This window comes from Undibacterium sp. 5I2, from assembly GCF_035019605.1.
Lineage (GTDB): Bacteria > Pseudomonadota > Gammaproteobacteria > Burkholderiales > Burkholderiaceae_D > Undibacterium.
This window is the reverse complement of sequence record NZ_JASJVS010000020.1, coordinates 1-20,946: the sequence shown is the minus strand read 5'-3', so window position 1 is coordinate 20,946 and position 20,946 is coordinate 1. Positions and strand designations below refer to the sequence as shown.

The 20,946-nt window shown below is 51.4% G+C and carries 20 protein-coding genes; 3 read left to right on the top strand and 17 right to left on the bottom strand.

All coding sequences use genetic code 11. The features are described 5' to 3' along the window. The first annotated feature begins 45 nt into the window (after positions 1-45). Positions 46-609 (top strand): lipid-binding SYLF domain-containing protein, encoded by a 564-nt coding sequence (locus QN359_RS09180; protein ID WP_322248166.1) that lies wholly within the window; start codon positions 46-48, stop codon positions 607-609. Positions 610-727: 118 nt separating this feature from the next. On the opposite strand, the gene QN359_RS09175 is transcribed toward QN359_RS09180, so the two are convergent. The 13 genes from QN359_RS09175 to QN359_RS09115 all read right to left on the bottom strand — a co-directional run bounded on the left by QN359_RS09175 (position 728) and on the right by QN359_RS09115 (position 14,058). Beyond that, a complete protein-coding gene (locus tag QN359_RS09175; RefSeq protein WP_322248165.1) occupies positions 728-1,288 on the bottom strand; it encodes a sterol desaturase family protein in 561 nt (186 codons plus the stop codon). A 62-nt stretch (positions 1,289-1,350) separates the two neighbouring features. Continuing rightward, complete coding sequence (locus QN359_RS09170) at positions 1,351-1,896, bottom strand: hypothetical protein (RefSeq protein WP_322248164.1); 546 nt, start codon at positions 1,894-1,896, stop codon at positions 1,351-1,353. 228 nt (positions 1,897-2,124) lie between these two features. After that, positions 2,125-4,866: an aconitate hydratase AcnA gene (gene acnA / locus QN359_RS09165; protein ID WP_322248163.1), complete on the bottom strand. Its 2,742-nt coding sequence runs from the start codon at positions 4,864-4,866 to the stop codon at positions 2,125-2,127. 147 nt (positions 4,867-5,013) lie between these two features. After that, positions 5,014-6,243 carry a phosphoglycerate dehydrogenase gene (gene serA, locus QN359_RS09160; protein ID WP_322248162.1) on the bottom strand — a complete coding sequence of 410 codons (1,230 nt, stop codon included), beginning with the start codon at positions 6,241-6,243 and terminating at the stop codon, positions 5,014-5,016. Positions 6,244-6,254: 11 nt separating this feature from the next. Beyond that, positions 6,255-6,605 (bottom strand): iron-sulfur cluster insertion protein ErpA, encoded by a 351-nt coding sequence (gene erpA, locus QN359_RS09155; RefSeq protein WP_322248161.1) that lies wholly within the window; start codon positions 6,603-6,605, stop codon positions 6,255-6,257. Between the two features lie 25 nt (positions 6,606-6,630). Continuing rightward, positions 6,631-7,623, bottom strand: coding sequence for a lipoyl synthase (gene lipA / locus QN359_RS09150; RefSeq protein ID WP_322248160.1), 993 nt, complete (start codon positions 7,621-7,623; stop codon positions 6,631-6,633). Positions 7,624-7,697: 74 nt separating this feature from the next. Then, entirely contained in the window at positions 7,698-8,258 is a 561-nt protein-coding gene (locus tag QN359_RS09145; RefSeq protein WP_322248159.1) for a NifU family protein, read from the bottom strand. Positions 8,259-8,279: 21 nt separating this feature from the next. Then, positions 8,280-8,795, bottom strand: a complete 516-nt coding sequence (sufU, locus tag QN359_RS09140; RefSeq protein WP_322248158.1) for a Fe-S cluster assembly sulfur transfer protein SufU — start codon at positions 8,793-8,795, stop codon at positions 8,280-8,282. Further along, a complete protein-coding gene (locus QN359_RS09135) occupies positions 8,792-10,033 on the bottom strand; it encodes a cysteine desulfurase (RefSeq protein WP_322248157.1) in 1,242 nt (413 codons plus the stop codon). The genes sufU and QN359_RS09135 overlap by 4 nt, the downstream gene beginning before the upstream one ends. Positions 10,034-10,041: 8 nt before the next feature. Next, positions 10,042-11,391: a Fe-S cluster assembly protein SufD gene (sufD, locus tag QN359_RS09130; protein ID WP_322248156.1), complete on the bottom strand. Its 1,350-nt coding sequence runs from the start codon at positions 11,389-11,391 to the stop codon at positions 10,042-10,044. Further along, positions 11,388-12,194, bottom strand: a complete 807-nt coding sequence (gene sufC / locus QN359_RS09125) for a Fe-S cluster assembly ATPase SufC (protein WP_322248155.1) — start codon at positions 12,192-12,194, stop codon at positions 11,388-11,390. The genes sufD and sufC overlap by 4 nt, the downstream gene beginning before the upstream one ends. After that, on the bottom strand, positions 12,191-13,627 hold the full coding sequence (gene sufB / locus QN359_RS09120) for a Fe-S cluster assembly protein SufB (RefSeq protein ID WP_322248154.1): 1,437 nt from the start codon (positions 13,625-13,627) through the stop codon (positions 12,191-12,193). Before sufB ends, sufC begins: the two co-directional genes overlap by 4 nt. 86 nt (positions 13,628-13,713) lie before the next feature. Beyond that, entirely contained in the window at positions 13,714-14,058 is a 345-nt protein-coding gene (locus QN359_RS09115; protein WP_322248153.1) for an iron-sulfur cluster assembly accessory protein, read from the bottom strand. A gap of 249 nt (positions 14,059-14,307) precedes the next feature. On the opposite strand from QN359_RS09115, the gene QN359_RS09110 reads away from it, so the two are divergent. Continuing rightward, a complete protein-coding gene (locus tag QN359_RS09110) occupies positions 14,308-14,541 on the top strand; it encodes a hypothetical protein (RefSeq protein ID WP_322248152.1) in 234 nt (77 codons plus the stop codon). Between the two features lie 67 nt (positions 14,542-14,608). On the opposite strand, the gene QN359_RS09105 is transcribed toward QN359_RS09110, so the two are convergent. Next, positions 14,609-16,579: a M13-type metalloendopeptidase gene (locus QN359_RS09105; RefSeq protein ID WP_322248151.1), complete on the bottom strand. Its 1,971-nt coding sequence runs from the start codon at positions 16,577-16,579 to the stop codon at positions 14,609-14,611. 536 nt (positions 16,580-17,115) lie between these two features. Between QN359_RS09105 and QN359_RS09100 the strand changes: the two genes are divergently transcribed. After that, entirely contained in the window at positions 17,116-18,330 is a 1,215-nt protein-coding gene (locus QN359_RS09100) for a C1 family peptidase (protein ID WP_322248150.1), read from the top strand. A gap of 300 nt (positions 18,331-18,630) precedes the next feature. On the opposite strand, the gene QN359_RS09095 is transcribed toward QN359_RS09100, so the two are convergent. The 3 genes from QN359_RS09095 to QN359_RS09085 form a co-directional block, all read right to left on the bottom strand. Continuing rightward, entirely contained in the window at positions 18,631-19,110 is a 480-nt protein-coding gene (locus QN359_RS09095; RefSeq protein WP_322248149.1) for a GNAT family N-acetyltransferase, read from the bottom strand. Continuing rightward, the gene (locus QN359_RS09090; protein WP_322248148.1) at positions 19,094-19,405 is read right to left on the bottom strand and encodes a DUF1778 domain-containing protein; all 312 of its coding nucleotides are present in this window, start codon (positions 19,403-19,405) and stop codon (positions 19,094-19,096) included. Before QN359_RS09090 ends, QN359_RS09095 begins: the two co-directional genes overlap by 17 nt. 743 nt (positions 19,406-20,148) lie before the next feature. Further along, positions 20,149-20,850, bottom strand: coding sequence for a DUF4143 domain-containing protein (locus tag QN359_RS09085; protein WP_322248147.1), 702 nt, complete (start codon positions 20,848-20,850; stop codon positions 20,149-20,151). Positions 20,851-20,946 lie beyond the last annotated feature (96 nt).

Sequence of the window (20,946 nt, the reverse complement as noted above, 5' to 3'; positions counted from 1 at the left end):
ATACCGCAAAATTCACCCATCATCAACTATTCAAGGAGTACTGCAATGAACAACAATCTGCGCCGCATCTATAAGTCGGCAAGCCTGATATTTTTCAGCATTTTTCTCGCCGGCGTCATGCAGCAGGCCAGTGCAGCAACGGGTGTCGATCTCGATCGCGAAGCGAAAGAATCGCTGCAGCTTCTATATAAAAGCAACCCCACTGCCGAGACCTTGTCTAAGAAGGCCCGTGCCATTTTAGTTTTCCCTAAAATCATCAAGGCCGGACTGGTTCTTGGTGGCAGCTATGGTGAAGGCGTGCTGATCAAATCCGGGCATGCCAACGAATACTTCAATGCGACCTCCGCCTCTTGGGGATGGCAGGCCGGGGCACAATCATACGGCTACGTGGTATTTTTGATGAGTGAAAAAGTCGAACAGAGCTTACGCGCTACCCACGGCTGGGAAGTGGGCGTCGGGCCGAGCATGGTATTAATGAATGAAGGTGTGGCAAAGAATCTGTCTACCTCCAGCTTACAAGACGATTCCTATGCATACATTTTCGATCAATCGGGTTTGATGGCCAGCATCAGCATCGAGGGAACCAAGATCACGCCTATCAAACGCTGATCTAGCACGGAGTTGGCGGCGCTAGGTTAGCGCCATCAAATAGCCAGCAAGCGCTACGGCACTTGCTGGCTATTTTGCGTTCTGTGGCGCAAGCACAACTTAATGCCACTCGCGTCGTCTACTTTCTAACGCGGGCCGGCGGCACGCTACCGAGCAGATGATCCCATAGCGCACTACTGACGCCATAACAGCGTTCGGAGTAGGCACCGTGGTGCAGTGCATGCCAACGTTTTCTAGTTCGTAGCCAACGGCTGCTGCCATGCCAATGATGGGTCGCATGGTGGGTCACGATATATACAAAATAAGCAATCACACCACCCAGCGTCAGTGCAAGCGCTTGGAAAAACGGCAAAAACATGAGTGCCGGACAAAACACCAACAAGTAAATCAATAAGGCACTGACGACGGTCGGTGTTCCTATACGCGCTTGTGGTCGGGCATGGTGTTGCTTGTGCCAATCGCTGAAGGGCGCGACACCATGCAAAATATAACGATGAATGCCATATTCAATCGCACTCGCTGCGAGCAAACCAAGCACCAGCAAGAGCAATGCAGTTAGCCTTGCTGTCGCCGGACAAGCCAGCCATAAAAGAAGCAGCAGTGCCGGGATACTGGCAGCGTAAAAAACAAAGTCGGCAATCAGCGCCCGTCTGCTGTGTTCAAAGTTCAAGATAGACATAGTTGCCTCAAATAAAAATGATGCCCAGACCGATTACTCGGTCAAAGGCATCTGGCCAAACATTACATTTTATTAAATTTTTCTTTCGCAGCAGAGATGCACATATCTTTAGCGGCATCAACGAGCGCATCGCATTTTTCTATCGCAGCTTGATAACGGGCATCCGCCTTGCCGCTCTTGGCTTGGGGCTGCCCCGCGCTCACTTTGGTATTGGCGCTGGCGTTGCCAATCGCTATAATTTTGTCGGCATTGGCCTTTTCAATACACGTATCTTGATCACTCCCGGCTGGGCTGGCACAAAGCAGTTTCGCCACTTCATAGTCGGCCAGGGCAATTTCCTTGGCAGCGCTGGTGCGGGTAGCGGGCGTATTTGTCAACTCAGCCTTGGCATTGGCTTTGCTCTGTATCGCCGACGCTTTCGCCTCAGCAATACAGACATCTTTGGAATTATCAGTCATTGCACTACACTTAGCGCTGGCCGTTTTATAATCGTTTTCGGCAGATTCGTTGGCCGCTTTGTAAGTCGCCGACGCTGCGCTGCTCGCTGCCAATACGGCGGCAGACCATGTCATCGAACACATCAATACCATAGCAAATAATTTTTTCATTTTTCTTCCCGTGAGAGTGAGGTCAGGCTGGATAAACACGCCCAGCAGATCACCGGATCATTCCGATAAACCATATTGCACTATGCAAAACAAACATTTCTGTTCGCCAACGAACATTGAAAGCAGCGAAAAAGTGTTTGTAGGCGTATCAGCAAAAAACGCAGAGGCCGCGACATGTACGCCATGTCGCGAGCAAGCAAACGCGCAGTCAATCCATCCCCGGCTCAATTATGCGGCCGTTCTGGATGCCAACTGGCGCAGCACATAATGCAGAATACCGCCGTGGCGGAAATACTCGACTTCCTTGGGTGTGATCAATAACACCTGCGCCTGGAAGGACAGCACGCGACCGCTACTGCCGCTGGCACGGACCTCAACGAGCTGGCTACTACCATCGCGCAGACCGGTGATATCGAATAACTCATCGCCGCTCAAACCGAGTGAGACGGCGCTCTGGCCGGCCATAAATTGCAGCGGCAACACGCCCATGCCGACCAAGTTGGAACGATGGATGCGCTCGAAGCTCTCGGCGATCACGGCCTTCACTCCCAGCAGCAAGGTGCCTTTGGCAGCCCAATCGCGCGATGAGCCAGTGCCATATTCCTTCCCGGCCACCACCACCAGTGGCACCCCCTCAGCCTGATATTTCATTGCCGCATCGTAAATGGCGAGTTTTTCTTGCGACGGATAATGAATCGTATTACCGCCCTCCTCACCGTTCATCATCAGGTTTTTGATGCGGATATTGGCGAAAGTACCGCGCACCATCACGTCGTCGTTGCCACGACGCGAACCGTAGGAGTTGAAATCCGCCGGTAATACCCCACGCGATTGCAGAAAGCGACCTGAGGGCGAGTCGGCCTTGATGTTGCCGGCCGGAGAAATATGGTCGGTGGTAATCGAATCGCCAAACAGGCCGAGCAGACGCGCGCCATGGATATCGTCGATGCGACCGATGTCCATCTGCATGCCCTCGAAGTAAGGCGGTTTCTTAATGTAACTTGAGGCCTCATCCCAAGTGAATGCCTCCCCATCTGGCGAGCTGATCTGGTTCCAGCGCTGGTCGCCGGCGAACACATTGGCATAGTTACGAGTAAACATGTCCGGGCTGAGGCTGCGCGCGATCAAATCACCAATTTCCTTGTTCGATGGCCAAATGTCATGCAGATACACCGGTTTACCGTCGCTGCCCTTGCCTAGCGACTCGCGCGTCAAGTCGATATTCACCGTACCGGCCAGTGCGTAGGCGACCACAAGAGGTGGCGAGGCAAGATAATTCATTTTCACTTCCGGATGCACGCGCCCTTCAAAGTTGCGGTTACCGGACAATACGGCCGCGACCACCAAATCTTGGCTGGCGATATGCCGCGACACGTCGTCCGGCAAAGGCCCGGAATTACCAATACAGGTGGTACAGCCATAACCGACGATGAAAAAGCCAAGTTCCTCCAAGTCAGCAAGGAGACCGGCTTTTTTCAAATAATCGGTCACCACCAGCGACCCTGGTGCCATGGATGTCTTCACCCACGCTGCCACCCGCAAACCCTTGGCCCTGGCATTGCGCGCGACCAGCCCAGCGGCGATCATCACCGCAGGATTGGAAGTATTGGTACACGAGGTGATCGCGGCAATCACCACCGCGCCATCCTGCAGACTGGCATCCTGGCTTGTTATCAAAGCCTGCTCCGACGCGGGGACGACGGCCTGACGCTCGACGGCGGTGTCACCACCCTCATCTTCAAAGCGTTGCACAGATTCTTGATCCAGCTTGCGGTGGGCGATGAAATCGAGCAAGTTCGTCTGGTAATTATGCTGCATGTCCGACAACAGCACCTTATCCTGCGGTCGTTTCGGTCCTGCCAGCGAAGGCAAGACCGTGCTCATATCCAAATGCAACGTATCGCTATAAATGGCTTCCACACCAGTCGGCCAAAGGCCTTGCGCCTTAGCATAAGCTTCGACTAAGGCGATCTGTTCCTCGCTGCGCCCAGACAAACGCAGATACCTTAAAGATTCCTCATCGATAGGGAAAATACCGCAGGTAGCGCCGTATTCGGGAGCCATATTGGCAATAGTCGCGCGGTCCGCCAGTGGCAAGTGCTTGAGCCCATCGCCGTAAAACTCGACGAATTTATTGACCACCCCAAAGCTGCGCAACATTTGCGTCACGCTCAGCACCAAGTCCGTCGCGGTTGCACCTTCAGGCAATTGACCGCTGAGCTTGAAACCGACTACCTGAGGGATCAACATAGAACTCGGCTGACCGAGCATGGCAGCTTCGGCTTCGATGCCCCCGACTCCCCAACCCAGCACCCCCAAACCATTGATCATGGTCGTGTGTGAATCGGTTCCGAACAGCGTGTCGGGGAACGCATACTTCACACCATCAATCGTCCGTTCCATCACGACGCGCGCAAGATGTTCGAGGTTCACCTGATGCACAATGCCTGTATTCGGTGGCACCACCTTAAAATTAGTGAAGGCCTTCTGGCCCCAACGTAAAAAACTGTAGCGCTCACCATTGCGGGCAAATTCAATTTGCGCGTTGATTTCGCGCGAGTTCGACTGACCAAAGGAATCGACCTGTACGGAGTGATCAATCACGAGCTCGGAAGGAATCAAGGGGTTGATATTGCTGGCTGAACCACCGAGCTTGACCACCGCATCGCGCATCGCCGCGAAATCGACAATGCAAGGCACGCCAGTGAAATCTTGCAGCACCACGCGCGCCGGCATAAAGGCGATTTCCGTACTTGGCTGCTCGCTTGCCTGCCATTGAGCAACAGCCGTAATCGAGGCCTTGCTAACCGACACGCCATCTTCGCAGCGTAGCAGGTTTTCCAATAAAATCTTCAGCGAAAACGGCAATCGTGCCAAGTCGAAGTGCTGGCCGAGTTTTGCTAAACTGAAGATGATGTAATCGTTGCCGTTGACACTGAGCGTGTCGCGGGTGGAGTAAGAATCGCTCATAGGTTCTCCTGGAAAATGTGAGGAATAACTGAGGAATATAGAAGAAATGACAGGCTGGTAACATAATGCGCCTGCCTTTTAATATACGCCCATGTCGCTATTTGTGCTTTGATGTAATTCTCCGCGACGCGACGACGAAGCAATTATTTAATACACTACGCGGGCCGAAATCGTCCCCTCAATTTCCAACAACTTGTGCAAACCCAGCGCCGAACAGTCGACATCGACATCCATCACCAAATAGCCGAGCGCATCCTTAGTCATCAAACTTTGTGCCGAGATATTGATCCCGTTTTCAGCAACAATGCGGTTAATCGCCGACAACACACCGGGAATATTTTTATGTATATGCAACAAGCGATGCTTACCAAAGAAGCGTGGCAGCGCCACTTCTGGGAAATTCACGGCTGACAAAGTGGCACCGGTGTCGGAGTAGCGAATAAATTTCTCGGCCACTTCCACACCGATATTGGCTTGCGCTTCCAAGGTAGAACCACCGATGTGCGGGGTTAACAGCACATTATCGAAGCGCCGCAGCGGCGAGACGAATTCGTCAGCATTACTTTTCGGCTCTTGCGGAAAAACATCGATCGAGGCCGCACCGATCTGCTTGCTGTCGAGTGCAGCAGCCAGCGCCTCAATATCGACGCAACTACCGCGCGCGGCATTGATAAAAATACTGCCGGGCTTCATCTTTGCAAATTGCGCGTCACCCATCATATTTTCAGTCGCCGCCGTTTCCGGCACATGCAGCGTGACCACATCGGCTTGCGCCAACAGCGCAGCCAAGCTGGCGAGTTGATGGGCATTACCCATAGGCAGTTTGGTGATGACATCATAGTAAATCACCTGCATGCCCAAGGATTCGGCGAGCACCGACAATTGACTGCCGATATTACCATAGCCAACAATCCCCAAAGTCTTGCCACGCGCTTCAAATGCACCTAGCGCAGACTTGGACCAAGCACCACGATGTAGCTGGGCATTTTTTTCTGGAATGCCACGTAACAACAGTATCGTTTCAGCCAATACCAGCTCTGCCACCGAGCGCGTATTCGAATACGGCGCATTGAAAACCGGAATACCTTTCACCATCGCTGCATCGAGGTCGACCTGATTGGTTCCGATACAAAAACAGCCTATCGCAATCAACTTATCGGCCGCTTGCAACACCCGTTCAGTCATCTCTGTCCCCGAACGTATGCCGATAAAGTGGGCCGTACGGATTTGCTCGATCAAGGCCGCTTCATCGAGTGCCGTGCGTAAGTAGTCAATATTGGTGTAGCCATTGCGCTGTAACACATCAATGGCATTGTGATGTATACCTTCCAGCATCAGAAAGCGGATTTTTGATTTATCTAAAGAAAACTGGCTCATTCCCATTCCTATCAAACCGAAAACGATGATCCACAACCGCAGGTCGAAGTCGCAGCAGGATTTTTGATGACGAACTGTGCGCCTTCGAGGTCATCCTTATAATCGATTTCTGCACCAACCAAGTACTGATAACTCATAGAATCGACCAGCAATTGCACGCCATTTTTCAGCATGCTGGTATCGTCTTCATTGGCCACCTCATCGAAGGTAAAACCATACTGAAAACCCGAGCAGCCACCGCCTTGCACAAACACGCGTAACTTCAAGTCTGGGTTACCCTCTTCTTCAATCATTTGGGCGACTTTCATCGCGGCATTTTCTGTGAAAATGATCGCTGCCGGCATTTCAACAATTGCATTCATATACAACTCCAAGTAAATAATATGATTAAATTACGCCGGCACGAGCGGCTTGCTCATCAGCGTGGTAGGAACTACGTACCATAGGGCCGCACGCAGCATTCACAAAACCCATCTGGTAAGCCGCTTGCTCAAATACTTTGAACACATCGGGGTGGACATAGCGGCATACCGGCAAATGCCCACCCGATGGTTGAAGATACTGGCCGATGGTCAACATGGTGACCTGGTGTGCACGCAAGTCATGCATGACTTGCAGAACCTCGGCATCGGTCTCACCCAGGCCTAGCATGATCCCCGATTTAGTCGGTATGCTTGGGTGGGCTTGCTTAAACCGAAACAACAGATTGAGTGAGTTCTGAAAATCGGCACCGGGCCGCGCTTCCTTGTACAGACGCGGTACGGTCTCAATATTGTGATTGAGCACGTCTGGCGGCGCAGCGCTGAGAATTCCCAACGCCAGATTGAGCCGACCACCGAAGTCAGGCGTCAAAATTTCTATCCGCGTGGCCGCGGCTTGCATCCGTATCTGGCGAATACATTCAACAAAGTGACTGGCACCGCCATCGGCTAAATCATCGCGATCAACCGAGGTAATGACGACGTAATTGAGCTTCATTAAAGCAATCGTTTTGGCCAGCCGCTCAGGTTCATTGGCATCAAGTGCATCGGGGCGACCGGTACTGACATGACAAAACCGACAGCGCCGCGTGCATTTATCCCCCATGATCATGAAGGTCGCCGTGCCTTTACTCCAACATTCGCCGATATTCGGGCAGGATGCTTCCGAACACACTGTCACCAAAGCATTCGACCGCACGATTTCCTTGATGTCGTTATAACGGCCGCTCGATAAAGCCGCCTTGGCGCGTATCCAGGAGGGCTTTGGCAATCGGTCTTCAGAACCTATATACTCGCGCTTGGTCTTCTGCGCGTCTCTTTGCTGGTCGGGCCGATGACTCTGACTTGGATAGGGCAATTCAGAGACAACATTTCTAAATGTAATGGTTTCCGTACTCATGTTATATGTGTCCTCGCTCGCTGACTTCTTTGTTTGTTTGCTTGTGGTTCACTATTGACCCAATGCTCAAGCCTTTACACCGCCAACACCACAATCTCCGGCGCGATGACCCGCAGCAGATTTTCTATGCCTTTGAGGGTACCCGAGATCGAACTCGGACAAGTGCCACAAGCCCCCTGGTAATGGATGCTCAAATAATTGCCCGCCAAACCAATCACATGCAGATCACCGCCATCGCCTTGTAGCGAGGGGCGGATTTGCTCATCGAGTAAGGCATTGATCTGCTCCAAACGCCGCTGATCTTCGGCACTGAGATCTTGCATCGCTTGGTTTGCTGCCGCCAGCGTGGCGACCGATTGCGCTGCCGCCGCCGGTGCCGCACGCAAGGGCAATGCAATCAAACGAACTAACTCTGGCCAGTCAGCATCGCCGTCTTGGGTGACGGTAAGCCAGCGGTCGACGTAAAACACATTCTTCACGTGTTCGATCTCAAACAAGGCACGCGCAAGCGCATCGTCCTGCGCTTGCGCGGCATTCTCATAAGAGTGTGGAATGCCCCAGCTCAGCGGCTCGTAGAGCGTAAACTTCACCGCATTCGGATTCGGGGTATCGTCAATTTCAGCAATTTTCGGCATGCTCATTCCTTAAATATAATTTCATGACCGCGCCTCGGTGGTGGCAGTGGCTAAGCCATCCTCTCCAGAATCATCCTCACTACACGCTTTGGCATTGAGCGCGGCATGCAATGTGTGCCACGGCAGAATCGCGCATTTGACACGCACCGGCAGATCGCGGATGCCGGAAAATACCCGCAGCCGACCCAGATGAGGGGCATCGGCCAAGGCAAGCTTGCCGGTCGCCATGGCGAGAAACTCAGCAATGACGATTTCGGCCTCGCTACGCGTCTTGCCTTTAACAGCCAGCGTCATCATCGATGCCGACGACTGACAAATCGCGCAGGCAGCCCCCTCAAACGCGATGCCTTCGATACACCCGCCCGCCAGCTCACAGCCCGGCTCTTTGCCCATATCGAGTTCAACATCGATATGATCGCCGCACAAAGGATTGTGGCCCACGGCATGGTGGCTGCGACAGGCCAGCCTACCGTAATTGCGGGGCTTCTTATTGTGCTCAAGAATCAGCTCTTGATACAGCGCTCTGGGATCAGTCATGAGACAAACACTTTCTGCACGGCGTGAATGCCGGCGATCAAGGCATCAACTTCTGCCATGCTGTTGTAAAACGCAAATGAAGCGCGCGCCGTCGCCGGTACTTTAAAACGCTGCATCAGCGGCTGCGCGCAATGATGGCCGGTACGTACTGCCACGCCTTCCACATTGAGCAAGCTGCCAATATCGTGCGGATGCACCCCGTCGAGCACGAACGAGAGCACGGCGGCCTTATGCGCAGCGGTGCCGATCAGTTGCACACCGGGAATCTCACGCATCTGCGCGGTAGCGTAATCCAGCAGCGCCAATTCATGCGCGGCAATCGCCGCCATCCCGATTGCCGACAGATAATCAACCGCAGCAGCAAGCCCGATCGCCGCGGCGATCGGTGGTGTGCCGGCCTCGAATTTATACGGAATCGTGTTGTAGGTAGTTTTCTCGAAGGTGACCGACAAAATCATGTCGCCGCCACCCTTAAATGGCTGCATCTGTTCCAGCAACGCGGCTTTGCCGAATAAAATGCCAATTCCAGTCGGACCACACAGCTTGTGCCCAGAAAATGCATAAAAATCGCAATCGAGATCCTGTACGTCGACCGCCAGATGCGGCACGGCTTGGGCACCATCTACCAGCACCGGCACCCCGCGCGCATGGGCAAAAGCGATCATCTGTTTGACCGGATTAATCGTGCCCAGCGCATTCGAGACATGGGTGACGCCGACAAACTTGGTGCGCGCATTGAACAGCTGCTCGTATGCATCAATCAGCAACTCACCGGCATCGTTGAGCGGCACCACGCGTAGCGTCGCACCCTTCTCTTGCGCCAACATTTGCCACGGCACGATGTTTGAATGATGCTCAAGCATGGTCAGAATAATTTCATCGCCGGGCCCGATGAACTTGCGGCCATAAGCATGCATCACCAAATTGATGGCATCGGTGGTGCCACTGGTGAAGATCACCTCACGTTCTTCGCGCGCGTGAATGAAATGCTGCAAAGTCCGGCGCGCCGCTTCAAATTCGGCGGTCGCCAGCTCCGACAGGGTATGCACGGCACGATGAATATTGGCATGCTGCGTGCTCTGATACCGCACCAGACGATCGATCACTTGATACGGCATCTGGCTCGAAGCCGCATTATCGAGATACACCAGCGGCTTGCCATTGAGCTTAAGCTTAAGAATAGGAAAGTCGGCACGAATCCGCTCAAGCGGAAAGCCGACTGCTGGGCTTGCTGTCATCTGAGTCTTCATGACAGGCTCGTCGTTTGTTCAAGCACGGTCTGCTCAAGTTGGCGTCTAAGCGAAGCCACCGGAATACGATCGATCAGCTCGGCAGCGAAGGCATACGTCAGCAAATTACGTGCAGCGGCGCGAGACAAGCCGCGGCTCTGTAGATAAAACAGCCCATCATCATCGAGCTGACCAACGGTCGCACCATGCGTGCATTTCACATCGGAAGCAAAAATTTCCAGTTGTGGCTTGGTGTCGATATGTGCCTTATTGGTCAATAGCAGATTACGGTTTGACTGTTGCGCATCGCTGTGCTGTGCACCTGGGCGCACCATGACCTTGCCATTAAAAACAGCATGCGCACTGCCACCGACGATACATTTATGGAGCTGGCGGCTAGTGCCATGTGGCATGGCATGATCGATACAGGTATGGGTATCGGCCACTTGTCGCCCCGAGATCAGAGTCAAGCCGTCGAGCGTGCAGGTGGCAGCCTCTTGTTGTTGCAGCACACTGAGCTGATAACGTGAAATGCGTGCGCCAAGTGCCAGATTCACCGACTGATAATGACTGGCGCGCCCCAGCGCAACCGCACAGTGAGCAAGATGAAATGCATGGCTGCCTTCGCGCTGTATCCGCACGTGCTGCACCTGAGCCTGATCAGCCAGCGCAATTTCACTCACCGCGTTGGTAAAATGCGCTTCCTCCTGCCACCGTGGGCGGTACAACACGACATACTCCTCGATCACCGTTACCGCACTGTCCGCTTCGGCAACAAGTAAACACCGCGGTGTGCTGACCACCTCTTTCTGGGTTGCGATAAACAGTAAATGTACTGGCGCCGCTACCACGACGCCACGCGGCACCAGCACCACGGCAGCATCCTGTAAGAATGCAGTATTGTGCGCCGCAAACACATCGCTGTTCAATACCGCATGCTGGCCGAGATGCGTCTCTATCGTACTGGCGTGTGTGGCAAGTGCCGCCGATAGATTGGAAACCACGATCCCATGCTCTGCGCCAAGGCCACTTATTGGCGTTGACAAATGTGCGGCGAACCGACCATCCACAAATACCAAGCGCTGCGCGGCTTCCTCAATAAAAAAGTGTGCAATTTCTGACAACTCTAACTGCGTCGCACTCTGCGCCGGTGAAAATTCGGTCTTGCTCAGAAGAGAAATATCGGTAAAGCGCCATTCCTCATCACGTGTAGTTGGCAGGTTCAAGCCTTGGGCGTGCGCGAGCGCCTCGCTGCGCAGCATAGTAAGCCACGGCCACCGGCTGTCAAAGGGTGGCGGCTGTGCCGCCAACAGCTGTGCCAGGTAAGTGCTGACAAGGTCAGGAATTGGTATGTTGGCGGTGTTCATATGCAAACACTCCCGCTCGCCTGTGCGGCTGCCGCATAGTCGGCACTGACCCAATCGTAACCGCGTGCCTCCAACTCCAGCGCCAAGGCTTTATCACCGGTCTTGATGATGCGCCCGCCCTCCATCACGTGCACAAAGTCGGGCACGATGTAGTTCAGCAAACGCTGATAGTGCGTCACCATGACGATGGCATTGCCCTGATTCGAGAGCTGCTTGACTCCCTGTGCGACAATTCTGAGTGCATCGATATCGAGGCCAGAATCGGTTTCATCGAGCACCGCCACCAGCGGCTCGAGCAAAGCCATCTGCAATATTTCATTGCGTTTTTTTTCACCGCCGGAGAAACCTGCGTTGACGCTACGGTCAAGGAAATCTGCATGCATCTCCAGCAGCTGCATTTTTTCCCGCACAAAATCGTCAAACTCCAGCGGGTCAAGCTCTTCCTTGCCGCGCTGTTTTTGCACCGTATTGTAAGTCAGGCGCAGGAACTGGCTGTTGCCCACCCCGGGTACTTCAATCGGATATTGAAAGGCCAGAAAAAAGCCGGCCCGCGCCCGTTCTTCCGGTTTCAGCGCTAACAAGTCCTGCCCCTCAAAGAGCACGCTACCGTTTGTCACTACATAGGCAGGGTGACCGGCCAGCACTTTCGCAAAGGTGCTCTTGCCGGAACCGTTTTGCCCCATGAGGGCGTGGATTTCACCACTCTTCACAGTAAAATCGAGATCCTTCAAGATAGCGATGCCATTCACGCTCGCGCATAATCCGCGTACTTCCAATAAGGTTTTGCTGTCTGGGTAAATCATCCGACACTTCCTTCCAGTTTAAAACTGAGGAGATTGCTCGCTTCAACCGCAAACTCCAGCGGTAATTGTTGAAATACGTCTTTGCAAAAACCATTGATAATCATCGATACCGCAGCCTCCGCATCCACGCCACGTTGGGCAAAATAAAACATTTGATCCTCACCGATCTTCGAGGTCGATGCCTCATGCTCAACTTGTGCCGTGTTATTGAGCACCTGGATATACGGAAAAGTATTGGCACCGCAGGCTTCACCGATCAACATCGAATCGCACTGAGAATAATTGCGCGCACCGGCGGCACCGGCAGTCATCTTGACCAGACCGCGGTAGCTATTATTCGATTTACCGGCAGAAATACCCTTACTGACGATGGTACTGCGCGTATTTTTTCCGATGTGTATCATCTTGGTACCGGTATCGGCTTGCTGATAACTATTCGTCACCGCCACCGAATAGAATTCACCGACCGCGTTATCACCGAGTAAAATCACCGATGGATACTTCCAGGTAATCGCGGCACCGGTTTCAACCTGAGTCCATGAAATACGCGAATTAACACCTTTGGCCAGACCGCGCTTGGTAACAAAATTATAAATCCCACCGACGCCGTTTTCATCCCCCGCATACCAGTTCTGCACGGTGGAATACTTGATTTCCGCATGATCGAGGGCCACCAGTTCGACCACCGCCGCATGCAACTGCTTACTACTGAAGGCAGGCGCAGTACACCCTTCCAGATAGCACACTGAAGCAGCTTCCTCGGCGATGATCAGAGTGCGCTCGAATTGTCCGGATTCTTCGGTATTGATACGGAAATAGGTCGACAAATCCATCGGGCACTTGACGCCCTTGGGAATGAAACAAAACGAGCCATCAGTAAATACCGCCGAGTTCAGCGCAGCGTAATAGTTATCGCGAATAGGGACCACGCTGCCTAAATATTTCCGCACGAGGTCCGGATGTTCGCGAACCGCTTCAGACATCGAACAAAAAATCACCCCGACTTCAGCCAGCTTGTCTTTATACGTGGTGGCGACCGACACGCTATCAAAAATGACATCCACCGCAACGCCCGCCAGTGCCATCCGTTCGTGCAAGGGCACGCCAAGCTTTTCGAAGGTACGCAGCAATTCAGGATCGACCTCGTCGATACTGCTTAGCTGCGGCTTTTTCTTGGGCGCAGCGTAATAGCTGATAGCTTGAAAATCGATAGGTGGATGCTTACAGTTTTGCCACTCCGGTGGCGTCATTGTCAGCCATGCCTGGTAAGAACTCAGACGAAATGCGAGCAACCAAGCCGGCTCGTTTTTCTTACTGGAAATCATGCGAATGATGTCTTCGTTTAAACCCTTAGGTGCGACATCGGACTCGATGTCGCTGACGAAGCCATGTCGATAGGCTTGATTGAGCAAATTTTGCAGTGCCGTACTCATTACACTTACCTCAATATTATCCCAGCGAAATAGATAAAATCAGACCTCTTGAACAAACCTGACGGTGTGCGTGGCAGAGTGGCGGCTTATGGCACGCTGCGGTCTTTTTTCAGATTAAAGCTCTCCCCGCAACCGCACTCACTCGCGGCGTTCGGGTTATTGAATTTAAAAGTTTCATTGAATCCGTCCTTGACGAAATCCAGCTGTGCGCCATCCAAAAATGGCAAGCTGGCCGTATCGACCACCAGCCTCGCATTATGCGAATCGAACACCTGATCATCAGCCCCCACGGCTTCGGCGTAAGCGAAGGTGTAGGCAAAACCGGAACAGCCTACTTTTTTAACTCCTACGCGCAAACCTATGCCCTTACCGTTCTTGATCAACTGCGCCAAAATCTTTTTTGCTGCATTTTCCGTCAGTGTCATTACCATCAGAAATCACCTTTTCATGTCGGTCATAATTGTTGACTAATTTAGTCAACAATTCACCTTACAATACCCGACTAAATTAGTCAACCATGTTGCCGAAGCGGTTATTCCCTCAAAAATACTGTTTCTGCAAAGAATAGGTTCCAGCCCTTCCTTTCAATCAGGACATATTGTCTCAATCTGTGGAAATTGCTTTGAAGTACAGATCCTCAGGCTAAAATGGTGACAATTACTTGCTTAAAAATAGGAAAAATGATGGATTGGGTCCCGATAGTCTTAGTGTTGTTCAAGCTTATCGTGCTCGGCACGGGCATGTTCTTCGCCATCAAGTGGCATTACGATCAACAGGAAAAGACGACGGACAAGCACGCCGTGCTGCGTGCGAGCGGCAAGGTAGCCGCAGTCTTCGTACTCACGCTGCTGGGCTTGGGGCTATTTACCTACTTCCTTGCCAACAAGCTCGGTTTAGACCTGAGCTTGCCGTGATGGAAAATTAAGGAAGCGCTTCCCTGGCTTTCCACTCAGATCTGATAAATAAATGCTCTGGAAAAACTCACCACAAGCTAATACGGTCCTTATCCGCCCGTACCATCGGGTCACCTGCTGTACAGCCATAATTGGCAGCAAATGCTTGCGAGTTGGACAATACACCATTTATCCGGTATCTATTTACCGCATGAGCGGGCACGTAGGATGCGTAATCTCGTAGCTCATCGAAGGTAGCGGCATCTCTATGAGAAGCGGCATATCCCTTGAAGAATTGGTCCGCCGCCGCCGCACCTGGCCACTTTTTCTGAACCAACTGTGTTGCGACTTCCAAGCCAATCAGATCAGCCATATCTTCATTCGTCACACGTAAAATCGGGATCTGTACGCCGAGTACATTCTGCGCATACGCGCTATAGTGGTGGTATTGGCGATCTTCCATGGACTTGAAATAGCTGATATCGCTGTTTGCCAACCCCATCGCCATTGGAAGCGGAAAATACGATGGTGCTGCCTGCGTACCGCTGGCATCAAAACCATGTGCCATCTCATGGGCGAGGATGGAGGCACCAAGAAAACCGTAGGTAAATGCGATGTTGTTTTCAAAATCTACCATAGGCGATGTCAGTATCATACTGACGTCGCCCACCATCGCATTGCGGCCGGGTACATATCTGGGATTTGGTTCACTCCAACCATATCCTCCCTTTGCACCGAGTCTTGGCAGTGCCCCAGCACTCTGAACCTGTTCGGCAAAGTTCAACTGATTCACACGCTTGATATTAGCCAAGGCGTCGTTCGCGTCGACAGTGAGCTTGCTGTAATCGATCCACCTCGTGGGTTGAACTACCACCATTGCCATGGTAACGAGCCGGTGAAGTGCCGCATCCCTGCCAACCTGGCTCAACCAGGCACGTGTCTCGATTCGTGCACGCATCTCGTGCTTCAACTCCTGCATCATGGTGTTGACAGCAGCCAGTTTATTTGGACCTATCAGCTTTTCCACAAAGAAGCGGTTCAAGGTATCCGGCATCAGCGCTGCTAAAAAACGGACCCGATTGTCGATTGGCGTCTTGATACTCGAGCCGTTTTGCTCAGCTAAAAACTGTGGCTGCCACCCAGTTTTCCAGCGTTTTTCCTCAGCTGAAAACTGCCCTGGAAGATAGGCACTGAAACTTTTCAAGAGCCGCCACTTAAAGAAACTCTTCCACTGCGGCAGGGTGAACTCAGCCATCATTTGCGACAAGGTAGCTGCCGTAGCCGCATCCACTTCCACCTTAGCTGCCACGCCAAGCTGCTGCTTGAAAGCCAAAATATCGAACATCATCGAAGTCGGCGTTGAGTTTTCCGGTCGGTTGATCCGCTGCTCCATACGCTCGACCGCTGCCGCATCGATAGCAGCTTGATCGGCAGAAACACCAGCCGCGCCCAGCATACGTGCAATATGCTCACGCCGCGCTTCCACTGTATTGCCTTGGAAACCCAAATAATTTGGCGCTAACTTCAGCTCCACTGGCTCAACATCTTCCTCTTGATTAGTTTGAGTACTTAACTTCAGGGGCAATACAGTGCCGAGCAGCAGTAGCTTCGCCATTACAACCGGTACTTCCTGGACTTGTGCCATGCTATCCACCAGTTGCCACTCTTCATTTAAGGCCACCATCGTAGCGGGTGCAGGCTGTGACTGACTGACAAACAGGCGTACAAGTTTACCTAAATCGCTATTCTCGTCAGCGAGCGGCGAGCTTGCCGCCGCCTCTAAGGCCGTCAGTAAAGATTGATAATTCTGTTCCGGTAAATCCGAAAATGCATCGGGTATATCGTCGCCACTCGTGCGCTGCACAGACCGGTACCAATCGCCATTGACCAATTGCTCGAAATCTGTACACGCCTGCTCATTGCGCTGCACGACGGCCGGTTTATCCAGTCCACCGCATCCAGACAATAAAAAAGCGCTTGCCATCGCCATGATGGCAGCGCCACTCAGTAGGTTCGGGTTTCTGATGAAAGTCCTGAGCACCAATTTCTCTGTCGACATGTCACACTCCAAAACATCGACTGACCCATCAGATCACAAGAAGTTCGAAATTGACATTCATCAAAAATCTGACTAGGGTTTGAAACCCCGGCCTTCAGAGGCTGTCGCAAAAGCCTGATGGACGTTTTTTAAACCTGAAACACCGCATACCTCGTCATTCCCGCATGCTTTTGGCGGGAACCCAGCGTCGTTTTTTACACTGAAAATGCCACAATTTCTGGCATTTTCAGTTAACCACGAACGCCGCTGGGTTCCTGCCAAAAGCGCGCAGGAATGACGTGGCCACCAGTTAGGGTAATGATACCGACTCAATACCCTTTTGCGACAGCCTCTTTTGGCCGGTGAGCGACGAAGGAGCGACGCGATGGGAGGGGATGCAAACCCCTTCCAGAGTCTTTTCCATCGTCGCTTGCGACGATCCATTAAGTTGTTTGGCGGCGCTGTTGTCAGCCTTAGTCGCGATGCTGATAGTGTTTACACCCTTGACATAATCACTGATATTATATTGACATCATAAGCTTACTCAAGGGGATAAGATGCCAAGCCAAGTTAACCACGAAAAAGAACCAGCACACGCCAGCAAGAGCGAGGTGCATGGTGGCCATCCGGGAAGCGGCACCTCGGTGCTCGCGGAAGTGGCAGCGCCGCCTGTGATTCAGGCAAACGGGGTGACGCGCAAGCTGGCCAAAACCGCGCAACGGCCCAAGCCGCTCGCCCGCCCCGAGCTGAAGATTGCCGCAGCGGGAAAAGCCCTTCCGGTACCCCCACCAGCGGTGAGCTTACGCGCAAAATGTCCCCCGGTGCTGGACCAAGATCCGATCGAATCGTGCGCGGCCTTTGCCTTTACCAGCGCGCTACGATTTCTTCACCTGCGTGATGGCTTAGACGAGCCTTTGTCGCCACTGTTCTGCTATTACACCACGCGCGTTCTCACCGAGGGCGAACAAACCAACGACGATTCAGGATGCAAGGCCGATGCGGTTGTCGAAACACTTGAACAATATGGCACCTGCGTCGAGAGCGCTTGGCCTTACGATACCAGCAAGTTCGCCATCACCCCACCCACAACGGCCTTTGATGACGCCGCAACACGCAAGCTGACCAAGGCATACCGGGTGACGACGCTGCGGGCAATGAAGGTATCGATTGCCGATGGCTATCCGGTACCCGTCGCTTTCCCCGTAGCGCAATCGGTTGGCTGCGGTGACGACGCCGTTCTTTCCCACACATGGCGCACCGGCATTTTTCCAATCCCAAGCTGCGCCCCTGATGACGCGACTGCGGGTGCCTCTGGCACATCGGCAGGTTCCAGTGGTGCCTCCGCGGGTTCTGCCGGAACGGTGGCGGGTTCCGCTGGAGGCGCGGCCGGTGCATCAGGTACTTCAGCAGGCTCCAGTGGTGCCTCTGCCAGTTCCGCAGGCGGTTCGGCGAGTTCAGCAGGCGTGCGAGGCGGTTATGCCGGCGGCCCCGTAAACGATAGCTTTCGCTACGCTCCGCAGACGCCTATCCCCGATCCTGCAGTCGGTTACCACTTCGTGCTGGCGATTGGCTACGACGACACGACCGGTTTAGTAGAAATCGAAAACTCTTGGGGCGACACCTTTGGCGACCAAGGCTACGGCTACCTGCCCTACGCCCTCTTCGGACCAACACAAGATACGCTGATTGCTGACAAAAGCGTGCTTGCCGAAGACCCGTGGACGCTACGTCACCAAGCTGATGAAATGCATCACGCTGCGGCTGCGAAATAAGGATTTCGAGCAGCCCTCTGCGTCAGGATAGTTGGTAAGTTGCCGATTTCGGAATTTTCCAACTGTCCTGAGAAAGAGGGAAAACGTCTTTTTCTGCGATAACGAATACGGGCTCCATAAGGGGTGCCTCCAATTAAAATCAATCAATTGATCTTATTTTTATGTGGCGTCATATATTTTATGATTGCGCTACACTCGCATCAACATGGAGTTGCACTTCGTAGTTGAATCCAACTATCTTGACAGATACCGGACCGTCAATAATCGTTGACGGTCATTTTCTTTAAAAAATAGACGATGCTAGTCAGCATCATCGGGAATATTTTTGAATGGGATCAAAAGTATCAGTGGATTCGAAGGTAACGGAGTAAAACCGTAATTTTTATAAAATTCGGCAACACCGTCTTTAGCGTCAACGAATAGTGCAAATCCACCTATTTCGTGTGACACTTTTTTTGCCCGCGACATGGCGCTCAGCAAAAGATCCTCACCTACACCTCGCCTCTGATAATTTTTATCGACAGCGAGTCTAGCCAGCGTAATTCCGGGCAAACTTGCAGGAAGGCGCTTCGCTATCTCTGGTGGCAATTGTTCCTTTGGTGTCAGCTTACGCATTGCAAGCGTATAAAATCCTGCCACTCTAGCTCGATCTTCATCGTCAGCTATTACAAACGTTTTGGAAACACTTTTACTATCATGTTGTCCGGCGACATTTTTAAAAAAACTATTTAACGCCTCATTTCCACAGTCAAAAGTTTCACGATCATGAACTGTGCTCAAGCGTATTGGTTCGCTTCGCATTTTTCACCTTAGAGTTTCTTCCCTCAAACGCTTTGACCAGTGTTGGATTTGGTTCACCAGGAGCGTCCAGCATGGTTAAAAATAAGGCAACGTCTTCCAGCGAATAACGTATTGTTTGTTCATGTTCAATAACACTATTAGCTTTTTCGAGTGCAGCTTGAACCAGGAATTGGTTCAAAGTTGCACCCATCAAATCGGCTGCCACTTGTAATCGTGTTGCTATGGGTTGAGAAACACGGGCTGTAATCCGGTCTCTGTTTTCCGTAGGGTTCATCATTTCCACCTTTTGGGGTGCTAAAAGCACCGATGCTTCAAATATGTATAGGTATGTATAAGTTTTAATCTCAATTTTCAAATTAGTAGTTGTTTTTGTATATGGAATTTTTCATATTAATTTCCTTTATTTGTATTTAATTTTCATTTACATAATAAGTAACTCAAATTTGTTTGAGCAAATGAATTATAGCGCACGGAGACAAAATGTCACCACCAGTGTGCCAATTTGCCACCACAATCAAAAATAACTGCACAAATTCCCATTTCGAATGTTCAAACTGTTGTCCGAATATGTGGATCCACTATAATGTATCCAATTAAATCGGTAGTTTTGACATCCAATTAATTTATCATTTTGCCAACACGGGTCTCTATTAACTGAAGTCCATTTTCGACTTTTTGTTGTTTACGTACTCTAAAGATTTGTCCTATTAAAGTACTAATAAAGAAAAAAGTAGGAACAAATATGTTTATAAATCTCCGAAATGTCCAGTCTGCCTTTGGTTCAGAGCTGATGTTGTAGGTAGCCCAACACAGTGCAACAACAAATGGTATCCATAATTCTTTAATTAGCCGCAATAGCGTTGGATTTATTCGTATCTTTTGGGAGGCCAATTTCATTGGTATTTTACAAATTTTTTTTACTCATATTAATTCCGCGAATATTTCGTCTATTGCCGTAAGCTCAGCTATATCCATTTTCTTCAATCTCCTAACCGTTTCTCCAAAGCTTTAATTACCTTAAACTGTGCGTGCCGATCGTTTCCCAAAAACATGCCGAAGATTTCGGTAGAACAGGAAATTTTTTCCCAACGTATACGTGTATAAGCTGCAAGGTACAAATTCAAACCTAATGTTTTTATATTCTATGAAATCAGAAATGGTGTGCGATGTAACTCTGAAACCTTCTTTAAGCGCCGTATTTTTTTCAGCTAGCTCGACGCAGTTGTCTAGTTCATCTGTGTGGGTATATGGGCGGTCTGACCATTTCACTTCTACCGCCCATCGTGGCGATTGGGTTGTTTCATCTAAATAGACGATGTCGACTTCGCCGTTTTTCCACTGTGCATAATATAAAGTAGTTCTATCGCTATGTTGCCATTGGCTAAAGATGGCGGTTTCTGCAAGTGGCCCCATATCTGGACTATCTGCATCGATAGGACCAAACAGAGCGGCGCGCATGGAGGGGTTGGTTAGGTAGACTTTAAAACTCATGGCGCGTTTAAAACGTTTGGCATTTTGATCGATGCGTTCAATTCTTTTGATCAAAAATGCGGCTTCCAGATATTCCAGATAGCGGCCTATTGTATTTTTTGCGACGTTAGAATTCTTAGATAAAGTATCTAAAGAAATCTCGCGGCCGGTGTTGTAGGCCAGCGTAGTAAATAGGCGGTTAAGTTCCTGGATATCACTGATGCCGTACAAGCTAGGCAGGTCACGCAATAGTACTTTGTCGATGATGTCTATAGTGGATCCACATATCCGGACAACAGTTTAAACTAGTGTCTGTCGAAAAGAGACGAGGCAGACCATGAGTGA